The 12467-nt window shown below is 49.2% G+C and carries 7 protein-coding genes; 2 read left to right on the forward strand and 5 right to left on the reverse strand.

Going from position 1 to position 12467, the window contains the following annotated elements:
• Positions 1–258 precede the first annotated feature (258 nt).
• A complete protein-coding gene (locus ACXAH1_RS10580) occupies positions 259–2628 on the forward strand; it encodes a S8 family serine peptidase (protein WP_475196588.1) in 2370 nt (789 codons plus the stop codon).
• An 86-nt stretch (positions 2629–2714) separates the two neighbouring features.
• Here the strand turns inward: ACXAH1_RS10580 and ACXAH1_RS10585 are convergent, their stop codons facing one another.
• The 5 genes from ACXAH1_RS10585 to pdhR form a co-directional block, all read right to left on the reverse strand.
• Complete coding sequence (locus ACXAH1_RS10585) at positions 2715–4055, reverse strand: serine hydrolase domain-containing protein (RefSeq protein WP_475196590.1); 1341 nt, start codon at positions 4053–4055, stop codon at positions 2715–2717.
• 340 nt (positions 4056–4395) lie between these two features.
• On the reverse strand, positions 4396–5820 hold the full coding sequence (lpdA, locus tag ACXAH1_RS10590) for a dihydrolipoyl dehydrogenase (protein ID WP_010384093.1): 1425 nt from the start codon (positions 5818–5820) through the stop codon (positions 4396–4398).
• A gap of 222 nt (positions 5821–6042) precedes the next feature.
• Positions 6043–7926, reverse strand: coding sequence for a pyruvate dehydrogenase complex dihydrolipoyllysine-residue acetyltransferase (gene aceF, locus ACXAH1_RS10595; RefSeq protein ID WP_475196591.1), 1884 nt, complete (start codon positions 7924–7926; stop codon positions 6043–6045).
• 11 nt (positions 7927–7937) lie between these two features.
• Positions 7938–10604, reverse strand: coding sequence for a pyruvate dehydrogenase (acetyl-transferring), homodimeric type (aceE, locus tag ACXAH1_RS10600; protein ID WP_475196592.1), 2667 nt, complete (start codon positions 10602–10604; stop codon positions 7938–7940).
• Between the two features lie 68 nt (positions 10605–10672).
• Complete coding sequence (pdhR, locus tag ACXAH1_RS10605; RefSeq protein ID WP_046003630.1) at positions 10673–11422, reverse strand: pyruvate dehydrogenase complex transcriptional repressor PdhR; 750 nt, start codon at positions 11420–11422, stop codon at positions 10673–10675.
• Between the two features lie 477 nt (positions 11423–11899).
• Between pdhR and ACXAH1_RS10610 the strand changes: the two genes are divergently transcribed.
• The gene (locus tag ACXAH1_RS10610; RefSeq protein WP_475196594.1) at positions 11900–12310 is read left to right on the forward strand and encodes a hypothetical protein; all 411 of its coding nucleotides are present in this window, start codon (positions 11900–11902) and stop codon (positions 12308–12310) included.
• The last annotated feature ends 157 nt before the right edge of the window (positions 12311–12467 follow it).

The raw sequence follows: 12467 nt of genomic DNA on the forward strand, positions 1-12467 counted from the left end.
AAGCATTCTAAACGTAGCCAAAACGGCTCTCAACATTCACCCAAGCAACATTCACCCAATCAAACACAAATACTCACCTTGCATCACAAAGCCTGATGTTCTGTGTGCAAAAAAAATACTAAATATTTTTGAGCACTCGCCGTCAATAAACATAAATAACACAACAAAATCACATAATTGTCACATAGAAACATTTTTATAAACACAAGGGCAAGATGGCCCTTACAGTAAAATCCCAACAACTAAAAAGGAATTACAATGCGTAAAAAACATCAACTCGCCGCAACCATAACCGGCATTTTATTTACTACACTGTCCAGTACAGCTGCGTTGGCACAGGTTGCTCATCCTAAACTGATGGCAGCCTCCGCGAATAGTCAGGTCGTGAAAGACAGTTACATTGTTGTGTTTGAGACCCCAAAAACAATTGCTGCAGATTCGCTAAGTGCCAAAACCGACTTTACCAAAGTACAGAGTCAACACTTGGCAAATCAGTACAATATACAACTTGAAAAGACCTTTTCTGCCAGTCTGAATGGTGCCCTAGTAACAGCTTCAAAAGAGCAATTGGCTTCGCTGCTTGCCGATCCAAACGTTGCCTTTGTCGAGCCCAACCAGGTCGTTCAGCTGGATACCCGCATCAGCGCTACACAGGAAAACGCGACATGGGGTCTGGACAGAATAGATCAACGCCAGTTGCCTCTCGATTCTACATATGTATACAACTACACAGGTTCCAATGTCACAGCCTATGTTTTGGACTCAGGTATACAGTTTGATCATGCAGAGTTTAGTGGACGGGCCGTTAGTGGGTTTGATTTCATCGATAACGACAACAATGCCGCCGACTGTAATGGTCACGGTACCCACGTTGCAGGTACGATTGGCTCTGAAACCTTTGGGGTTGCCAAAGATGTCAATCTGGTCAGTGTCAGGATATTTAACTGTGGAGGAAGTAGTACAACAGCAACGATCATCGACGGTGTAGAATGGTTAACGGCCAATGCAAACTTACCTGCAGTGGCAAATATGAGTTTCCGTACACCGGTCAGTGCTGCGTTAAACAATGCCGTTCAGGCCAGTATAAACGCAGGTATCACTATGGTCGCTGCGGCCGGTAACGATAATAATGATGCCTGTAGAATTTCGCCTGCAAGTGCACCGAATGCGATCACCGTAGCGGCATCAACCAATCAAGACGCCAGAGCCTGGTTCTCCAATTTCGGTAACTGTGTTGATATTTTTGCGCCAGGCCAGGACATTACCTCTGCATGGCTCAATGGTGGCACCAATACTATCGATGGCACCTCAATGGCTGCCCCCCATGTTGCAGGTGTTGCTGCACTGCATTTACAACAATCGCCTGATTTAACTCCTGCCCAGGTCACGGCCAGAATTATTGGCGATTCAACGGCTAATGAGATTGGCGATCCCCAGGGTTCTCCTAATCGATTGCTGTTTTCTATTCACGAGACACAACAACCACCTTACAGTCAGTGGGTCGGCTCATATGGCTATAATGCCGGTGGCTGGCGTGTTGAAAACCATCCTCGCATGATGGCCGACGTCAATGGTGATGGTAAAAAAGATGTGGTTGGGTTTGCCAATGCCGGCGTGTACGTTTCATTGTCGGATGGTAATTCGTTCTCATCTCCAAGACAGTGGGTTAACAGCTTTGGCTATAGCGCCGGTGGCTGGCGAGTCGAAAATCATCCGCGTATGATGGCCGACGTAAACGGTGATGGCCGTGACGACGTGGTTGGCTTCGCCAATGCGGGTGTTTACGTCTCTCTGTCAACAGGTAGTAGTTTCACTGCTCCGCAGAAGTGGAACAGTGGTTTTGGCTACACGGCTGGAGGATGGCGCACTGATAAACACCCTCGTATGATGGCAGACGTCAATGGCGATGGTAAGCAAGACGTCGTTGGGTTTGCAAATGCTGGTGTTTACGTTGCTCTGTCTACCGGTACAAGCTTTAGCGCTGCTAAGCAATGGGTAGGCAGCTACGGTTACACCGCTGGCGGTTGGCGAGTTGAACAGCACCCGCGTATGATGGCTGATGTCAATGGTGATGGTAAACAAGATGTCGTCGGATTTGCTAACGCAGGTGTATACGTCTCTTTGTCCAATGGCTCTTCGTTCAGCTCACCCCAAAAATGGGTAGGCAGCTTTGGTTATAATGCAGGTGGCTGGCGAGTTGAGAACCACCCTCGTTACATGGCTGATGTCAATGGTGATGGCCGCGATGACGTTGTTGGATTTGCGAACGCTGGTGTATACGTATCCCTGTCAACGGGCTCTGGGTTTAGTACAGCACGTCAATGGGTTGCAAGCTATGGCTATACCGCTGGTGGCTGGCGCGTAGAAAATCATCCCCGTTTCCTGGCTGACGTGAATGGCGATGGCAGAAAAGATGTCGTTGGTTTTGCCAATGCTGGTGTCTATATCTCCACTTCAAACGGCAGCAGTTTCTCAGCACCGAGACGCGTTGTTGATAATTTTGGCTATTCAGCCGGTGGCTGGCGAGTTGGACAGCACCCTCGGATGATGGCGGATGCCAATGGCGATGGCACGGCTGATGTCGTCGGATTTGCTAACGCAGGTGTATACGTCGCACCAATGCAATAGTCATCCTGAATCAAAGCTAAAAAAAACCCGGCACTGCAGCATCAGCCGGGTTTTTTAGTTTTCTCAGAACGAATGAGAATTGACCTTCACAGCTTAAACAGCGGCTTGCCCTTACCCCGATACAGCCCGACCGGGGTCAGGCTGGTTTTGCCTTCAGCCACACTAAGTTGATAGTAATTCTGCGTGCATTCAAAAGAAAAAGCGTTATTGGCTCTGGCGACCAGTTTACGTTTTTCGCCTTGCCCTTTTTGCCCGTACAGAATCCCCTCCTCAAACGTCACTTTCAGCTGCTTGCCAGCTGACTGATACTCGCCAACCAAAGTTTTAGCGAAATGCTCCACCTTCGCATCTGGTAGTGGCTTTGGCGTAATGTTCAGATGCTGCGCAACCATATCCAGCAGTGCGGGACCCGGGTGTAAGGTATCCTGATTGCTAAATACAGTGGCGAATAAATCGTCCTCAGGAAAATACACCGACATGGCCAGGAATCCGGGCACCCCCCCTTCGTGAAAATAGCTTGGCTGTCCGGCAAGCTCAAAGGTGTAAAAACCATAGCCATAGTTGGCAGCAGAGCCATCGTTGAGCGTAGCACTGGTGATCATTGCCTGATAACTGGACGGGCTGACTACTTTGCCGGCTTTCAGGCCACGGTGCCAACGGCTCATGTCGGCCAGTGTTGTCTCGATGCCACCGGCTGAATAGATCCAACTGCGATCAACATAAAAAGGAGCGACAGGTGTCTTTTTATCGTCTGTAGAGCTGTAGCCTTTTACTTCATCGCCACCCGTCCCCTTGATGAGTACCTGCGAGTGTCTCATACCCAGCGGCGTAAAGATATGCTGTTGCAGGTAGTCTTTGTAGCTCAACCCGGAAACCTGCTCGATGACCTTACCTAGCAGCAAATAGCCTGTGTTAGAGTATCTATGCCCTTCACCCGCAGGGTAAAGTACAGGTGCTTGTACAATCTCTGCCAGGATCTGATCAAGTGTACGATAGTGTGCCATTTTGGCGCCAATCTCTGGGCCTTCGTTGTAGTTCGGTAAACCTGCCGTATGCGACAGTACCCGGCCAATCGTCAGTTTGGCATAGTCAGAGCGCAATGTTGGAATGAATTTTCCCAGTGGATCCTGTATGGATAGCTTCTTCCTATCAGCCAACTGCAAAATGGCCGCAGCCGTAAATTGCTTAGTGATGGAGCCAATCTGAAACACCTGCTCAGTATGCAGTGGCTGCTTACTTTCGATATCAGCAAGGCCGTTTGCAGCGCTGTATAACAGCTTACTGCCCTGCTCAATACGCACGGCGATCCCGGGTTGATCAGCTTGCGTATAACACGCCAAAGTGGCATCAAAATCACTTTTATCTGCATGTACATGACAGCTCACTGCCAACCCCAAAATACCTGCATAATACGGCTTAATTCCCATGACGAAGTCCTTGTTATAGTTATTTTTATAGGTCCATCCACGTTAACATACTGGCCAGGTACTCACAATGTTGTGTTGTTTTTAACCGGGTAATTTGGTGTGAGGGTGTCTTGAGGATAAACACCACGCAGATCTAGCAGGTATTGTCGCTCACAGGAACGCAGTGAGGCTATCTGTAAGTTTCCAAAAACGGTGAAGCACTGTATGCCGATGGAATCGGATAATGCCAGGTCTCCTGAATGTGATGATATGATGTAAAAGTCACACAATATTGCGAACAACAGACACAAAAAACCCGGCCAATTTAAGCCGGGTTTTTTAGTTCAATAAGAAGCGTTAATTACTTCTTCTTTACTGCCTTTTTGTTAGGCAGGTCAGTGATTGAACCTTCGAAGATCTCAGCCGCCAGGCCGATTGACTCGTTCAGCGTTGGGTGAGCGTGGATAGTCAGTGCCACGTCTTCTGCGTCTGCACCCATCTCAACTGCCAGGCCGATCTCGCCCAGCATTTCACCAGCGTTGATACCAACCATAGCACCACCGATCACGCGACCAGTCTCTTTGTCGAAGATCATCTTAGTCTGACCTTCAGTACGTGCAGAAGCAATTGCACGGCCAGAAGCTGCCCACGGGAATACCGCAGTTTCAATGCTCAGACCTTGCTCTTTCGCTTCTTTCTCAGTCACACCAACCCATGCGATTTCTGGATCTGTGTACGCGATTGAAGGAATGCACTTAGGATCGAAGTAGTGTTTCTTACCAGAGATCACTTCAGCAGCAACGTGTGCTTCGTGAACCGCTTTGTGCGCAAGCATAGGCTGACCTACGATGTCACCAATCGCGTAGATGTGGTTTACGTTCGTCTTCATTTGCTTATCAGTGTTGATGAAGCCACGCTCATCAACCGCAACGCCCGCTTTGTCTGCGTCAAGTAGCTTACCGTTAGGCGTGCGACCAACCGCAACCAATACTTTGTCGTAACGTACCTGACCTTCTGGTGCTTGCTTGCCTTCGAACGAAACGTAGATACCGTCTTCTTTCGCTTCAACCGCAACAACCTTAGTAGACAACATCACGTTGAACTTGTCTTTCACGTACTTCTGGTAAATCTTGATAACGTCTTTGTCAGCCGCAGGAACCAGTTGGTCTGCAAACTCAACGACGTCGATTTGAGAACCCAGTGCACGGTACACAGTACCCATCTCAAGACCGATGATACCACCACCCAGAACAAGTAGTTTTTCTGGTACGTCTTTCAGCTCAAGTGCGCCAGTTGAATCAATGATACGCTCATCTTGTGGGATGAAAGGCAGGTTTACAGGCTGAGAACCCGCAGCGATGATAGCATTGTCGAAGTTTACAGTCGTAGTGCCGTCAGCACCTTCAACCGCGATAGAGTTAGAGCCGGTGAATTTACCGTAGCCGCTAACTACTTTCACTTTACGCATTTTCGCCATGCCAGACAGACCGCCTGTCAGCTGACCAATTACAGACTCTTTCCAGCTACGGATTTTGTCCAGGTCGATTTGAGGAGCACCGAAAGTTACACCGTGTGAAGCCATTTCAGCTGCGTCGTCGATTACCTTAGCCACGTGTAAAAGTGCTTTTGAAGGAATACAACCTACGTTCAAGCACACACCACCCAGGGTATCGCGAGATTCGATCAATGTAACTTCTAAACCTAGGTCTGCTGCACGGAATGCTGCAGAGTAACCACCAGGACCACCGCCTAGTACAACAACTTGAGTTTTGATTTCGTTGCTCATGTTATTACCTTAACTATTATTCGAACGGGACTCTACTCGAGTGAGTATCCGCACCCAATTGTGCCTGATCATCGGCAAGCGCTGCCACCAACAACCAGAGAGAGTTTTTTGTTGCGCGAAAGTGTATCATTCGCACCCACAGATGTCCCGCCCAAATATCAGACAGGACAGTAAAAATATGACAAAACCGCACAACCTGAGGTCATGCGGTTTTGCTTTGGCTTACATTACCAGCTGACGAATGTCGCTCAGGTAATTGGCCAGCGTCACAGTAAAGCGGGCTGCCAGCGCACCGTCAATAACACGGTGGTCGTATGAACAGCTCAGCGGCACCATCAGGCGCGGCTCAAACTCTTTACCATTCCACTTCGGCTTCATCTCAGACTTAGAGACACCTAAGATAGCCACTTCCGGTGCATTCACGATAGGCGTAAATGCCGTACCGCCGATGCCACCCAGGCTTGAGATAGTGAAACAACCGCCCTGCATATCAGCCGCAGTCAGCTTGCCTTCACGGGCCTTCTTAGATACGTCCATCAGCTCGCGAGACAGCTCGATGATGCCTTTCTTGTTGACGTCTTTGAAGACAGGCACAACCAGACCATTTGGCGTATCAACTGCCACACCGATGTTTACATACTTCTTCAGGATCAGGCTTTCACCGTCTTCTGAAAGTGATGAGTTAAAGGTCGGGAACTCTTCCAGTGCTTTGGCCGCTGCTTTCATCACGAATACCAATGGAGTGATCTTCACGCCCATCTTCTTCTTCTCAGCCAGGACATTCTGCTCTTTACGGAATGCTTCCAGCGTGGTGATGTCGGCTTCGTCGAACTGCGTCACGTGCGGGATCTGAACCCAGTTACGGTGCAGGTTAGCGCCTGAAATCTTCTGGATACGAGACAGTTTCTTCTCTTCTACTTCACCAAACTTGCTGAAGTCAACTTTCGGCCAGGGGATCAGACCCAGCTCACCGCCACCTGTGCTGCCGCCTTTGCTGATCTCGCCAGACTCAACCTTACGAACCAGCTCTTTCACATAGTTCTGCACGTCTTCTTTCAGTACACGGTTCTTACGGCCAGTACCTTTAACGCGTGCCAGGTTAACGCCAAACTCGCGCGCCAGACGACGTACCACAGGCGAAGCATGGGCATAATCATCATTAGCAACAAACTCGTCTTTGGCTGCACTTGGCGCAGGAGCCGCTGCCGGAGCCGTTTTGGCCGCCGAAGCTGCAGGCGCAGCAGGTGCAGCAGGTGCTGCCGGAGCTGGTGCTGTAGCTGCAACAGTTTCAAATACGAAGATCAGTGAGCCCGTTGACACTTTGTCGCCAGCAGCAACTTTGATTTCTTTCACAGTACCGGCAAATGGCGCAGGCACTTCCATTGAGGCCTTGTCGCCTTCAACGGTGATCAAAGACTGTTCTTCTTCAACGCTGTCACCGACTGCCACCATGATTTCAGTGACTTCAACTTCGTCACCACCGATATCTGGTACTTGTACTTCCTGCAGTGAAGGCGTTGCTTCAACCGGGGCTGCGGCAGGCGCAGTTTCTGCTGCAACCGGTGCTGCTGCACTCGCAGTTTCAAACACAAAAACTAAGCTGCCAGTGGCAACTTTACCGCCAATCTCAACTTTGATTTCTTTCACAGTACCGGCAAATGGTGCAGGTACTTCCATTGACGCCTTGTCACCTTCAACCGTGATCAAAGACTGCTCGGCTTCAACGCTGTCGCCAACCGCAACCAGGATTTCAGTGACTTCAACTTCGTCACCACCTATGTCTGGTACGTGGACTTCTTTTACTTCCGCGGTTGCTGGGGCAGGCGCAGCAGCCGGAGCCGCCGCAGGTGCTGCCTCAGCAGCAGGCGCATCGCCCGCTGCTTCGAAGACCATGATCAGTGAACCGGTCGACACTTTGTCGCCTTCACTGATCTTGATTTCTTTAACCGTACCCGCTTGCGCAGCAGGCACTTCCATTGACGCTTTGTCGCCTTCAACGGTGATCAGCGACTGCTCTTCTTCTACCGTGTCGCCAACGCTGACTAAAATCTCGGTTACTTCAACCTCATCGGCGCCAATATCTGGTACATGAATTTCGATTGCCATCACTTAGCCTCTTATGCGTAAAGTGGGTTGGTTTTGGTTGTGTCGATATCAAATTTCTTGATAGCGTCTGTTACTACTGATTTTTCAACTTTGCCTTGCTTAACCAGCTCGCTCAGTGCAGCAACCACGACATAGCCTGCATTCACTTCGAAGTGACGACGCAGGTTTTCACGGCTGTCTGAACGACCGTAACCGTCAGTGCCCAGCACTTTGTAAGAAACGCTTGGCATGAAGGCACGAACCTGATCGGCATAGCTCTTCATGTAGTCAGTGGCCGCAATTGCCGGGGCTTCACCCAGCACAGTGCTGATGTAAGATACTTTTTGTTCTGCATCCGGGTTCAGCATGTTGAAACGCTCAGCGTCCTGACCGTCACGCGCCAGCTCATTGAATGAGGTGACAGAGAATACGTCTGACGCAATACCGTAATCGTCGCTCAGGATCTGAGCCGCTTTACGTACTTCGTTCAGAATAGTACCTGAGCCCATCAGCTGTACCTGAGCCTTGTCGCCAGTGTAGCTTTCCAGCTTGTAGATACCCTTACGGATACCCTCTTCGGCGCCTTCTGGCATAGCAGGCTGATGATAGTTTTCGTTCATCAGCGTCAGATAGTAGAACACGTTTTCCTGCTCAGGACCGTACATACGACGGATACCGTCTTGCAGAATCACCGCCACTTCAAACGCAAACGTTGGGTCGTAAGAAATACAGTTAGGGATCGTGCCCGCCTGAATGTGCGAGTGACCATCTTCGTGCTGCAGACCTTCACCGTTGAGCGTTGTACGACCTGCGGTTGCACCGAGCAAGAAGCCACGTGCCTGCTGGTCGCCCGCCATCCACGCCATGTCGCCAACACGTTGGAAACCGAACATAGAGTAGTAGATGTAGAACGGGATCATTGGCAGGTCATTGGTGCTGTAAGACGTTGCCGCCGCCACCCATGAAGACATTGCACCCAGCTCGTTGATACCTTCTTGCAGTACCTGACCAGACGTCGCTTCTTTATAGTAAGAAACAATGTCGCGGTCCTGAGGCGTGTAGTTCTGACCGTGCGGGTTGTAAATACCAATCTGACGGAACAGACCTTCCATACCGAAAGTACGCGCTTCATCGGCAATGATAGGCACGATGTTTTTACCTACGCCCTTGTCTTTCAGTAGGATGTTCAATGCACGAACATAGGCCATAGTCGTTGAAATATCACGCTTTTGCTCTTCCAGCAGCGGCTTGAACGCATCCAGCTCTGGCAGCGTCAGTGCTTGCGTGAAGTTAGGCAAACGCTGCGGCGTGTAACCGTGCAGTGCTTTACGACGTGCGTGCAGATATTCGTACTCTGCAGACCCTTCTTCCAGTGTCAGGTAAGGCAGGTCTTTGATTTGCTCGTCAGATACCAGGTCTTCCAGGCCCAGACGTGAACGCAGGTGCTCAACGTGCGTCATGTCCATTTTCTTCACCTGGTGGGCGATATTTTTACCTTCCGCCGCTTCACCCATGCCGTAACCTTTTACAGTCTTAGCCAGGATCACCGTCGGACGGCCTTTGGTTTCTTGTGCCGCTTTAAACGCTGCGAACAATTTAGACGGCTCATGACCACCACGCTTCAGCGCGAAGATCTCTTCGTCAGTCATGTCAGCAACCAGTGCCGCGGTCTCCGGGTAACGACCGAAGAAATGCTCACGTACGTATGCGCCATTTTTAGCTTTATACGTCTGGTAGTCACCGTCGATGGTTTCATTCATCAGCTGTAGCAGCTTACCTGTGGTGTCTTTCGCCAGTAGCTTGTCCCAGCCTGAACCCCAGACAACTTTGATGACATTCCAGCCAGCGCCTTTGAACAGACCTTCCAGTTCCTGGATGATCTTACCATTACCCATTACCGGGCCATCCAGACGCTGTAGGTTACAGTTGATTAGGTAACACAGGTTGTCCAGCTTCTCACGCGCCGCGAAAGAAATCGCACCACGAGATTCCGGCTCATCCATTTCACCGTCGCCCAGGAAGGCGTATACACGCTGCTCGGCAGTGTCCTTCAGACCACGACCGTCAAGGTATTTCAGGAAACGTGCCTGATAGATAGACGCGATTGGACCCAGACCCATAGATACAGTTGGGAACTGCCAGAATTCAGGCATCAGTTTAGGGTGCGGGTAAGAAGACAGACCTTTACCGTCTACTTCCTGACGGAAGTTGTCTAGCTGCTCAGCGCTCAAACGGCCTTCAACGAATGCACGGGCATAAATGCCCGGTGAAATGTGGCCCTGATAGTAAACCAGGTCGCCGCCGTCTTTTTCGTTCGGTGCGCGGAAGAAATGGTTAAAACACATTTCATAAAACGCTGCAGACGACTGGTACGACGCCATATGTCCGCCCAGCTCCAGATCTTTCTTAGAAGCGCGCAATACGATCATGATCGCATTCCAGCGGATGATAGAGCGAATACGACGCTCCAGATTCACATCCCCCGGATAGGCTGGTTCCTGATCAGCCGGGATAGTGTTGACATAGTTGGTCGTAATACCGGTTGGCATATCAACGCCGTCCAGACGCGCCTGCTCAAGTACCTGCTCAAGCAGGAATTGTGCGCGCTCTACGCCTTCTTCTTTTACAACCGACTCAAGCGCCTGCAACCACTCTTGGGTTTCTAGCGCGTCTACGTCAAATTTATTGACTTCAGACATATGGAGTGTTCCTTATGTTTAAAATACGAATTTATTCTATAGCGTTAGCTTATGGCTCTGTTTGTGTACTACTGTGCTTTGGTGCGACGCAAGCTGCGCTCAATACGCGACCGCTCCCGCCCGGCTTCCAGCAACGCCTCTTCGATAAAGGCTAAGTGCGCGTTACTGGCCAGTCTTGCCTGCTCTGGCTTACCTTCGATCACGGCGTTTTTTAACACCTCGCGATGATGGGCAAGCTGTGCGCTGGCATCCGGCTTTTGCACTAACACCGTTAAGTTCTGCAATACATTTTGTTCCAGTAAAGACTGCATGCCCCGCATCAGATGCAACAACACCACATTGTGTGAGGCTTCTGCTACGGTAAAGTGGAAGGTATTGATGGCTCTGGCCTTTTGCACCAGGTCATCGCCAACGCTGGCGATGTCATCAAAGCTTTGTTCCACTTTATCGAGATCCGTTTGCGTGCCACGCATGGCGGCATAATACGCTGCGATACCCTCCAGGGCATGACGAAATTCCAGCAAATCAAACTGCGACTCGGGGTGTTTACTGATCAACTCGAATAAGGGATCAGTCAGACCTTCTTCAAGCTGATTTTTTACATAGGTACCGCCACCCTGACGTCGGGTAACCAGTCCTTTAGCTTCAAGCTTCTGAATTGCCTCGCGCAGCGATGGCCGCGACACTTCAAACTGCTTGGCCAGTTCACGCTCCGGCGGCAGCTTTTCCCCTGGCATCAACGACCCTTCGAGGATCATATTTTCCAGTTGTTCCAGAATGACATCTGATAGTTTCGCTGCTTTTATCTTTAAAGACATTGATTAAACGCCGAGTTTATAGGTGAAACCCCAAGCCAGCTGTTTCTGTTCCTGCCCGCCAAAACACCGGCAAGATACTGATCCAGCTCACTCTTTACTTAAACAGATCCGGTAAGGCCAACCCTAAAGGTAAATTGGTCATACCAAATTTGAGCACTACGTTATCAAAATCAAGCGCAACTGTCAAAAATCGGCGCTTTGCGGCTAAAAGTAGTTCAAAAAACGCCATCACAAAGTGTCTAAACTTTATACAAGTTAGATGATTTAAAAAAGGAAAATAAAATGGTCAGACCAGATGAGCATAGAGATGAAAAAGACCCGTCATATTTGAAAATTAAGTTACGCCGTATTAATTGGTATGTGTACATACGTACCTTAACTTAGACGTCCTTCAGCACAGAATTTTGTGGAGCTCGTTGAGCCTATTGTTCTCTACATGTTAATATAGGGGCAACTAACTGAATCGAAGATCATATAATGTTGTCGAGAGGACTTTTCAAAATAGCCTCAGTTTTACTTCTTGTACCTATTGCATATTGTTCCGCATTTTTAGTAACGGGCAGAACTGACCTACTTCTACAGCAATTAGACCAGTATTATAAACCTCACCTCGACGCTTCTTCACCACGCACAATTGCACGAAGCATCGATCTAATATTTGCTGATTTGGAAGTTGACCAAGCGAAGAAACGGGAATTTGAAGCTGCCCTCATATGTTTTGCAGTATCAGGTGGTGGATTTAGTGTTTTCAATAACTTAGTACTCTCCGAAAAACAAGACCTCAGGGGTGCCGATTTTGCACCATTCTTTTTTCACGAAATCGATGGATTAAATGCCAAAGAAATTACCAGCAAATATAACATGGATCCAAAATGCACAACCCCTTGATCTAATTATGTATTTTTTCTTCACTTGATAAAAATTCCTGTATTGAAAGCTTGAGGTCGCAATTATGCTTTTCCTTTGGCAGTCATCAAAGTGAGAGCACAAAACTTCAAATCAAGCAATGTAATAAGGCCAATCTTGCTGACCTCGTACCATCTAA

The organism is Pseudoalteromonas sp. AWH4_217, assembly GCF_056161105.1.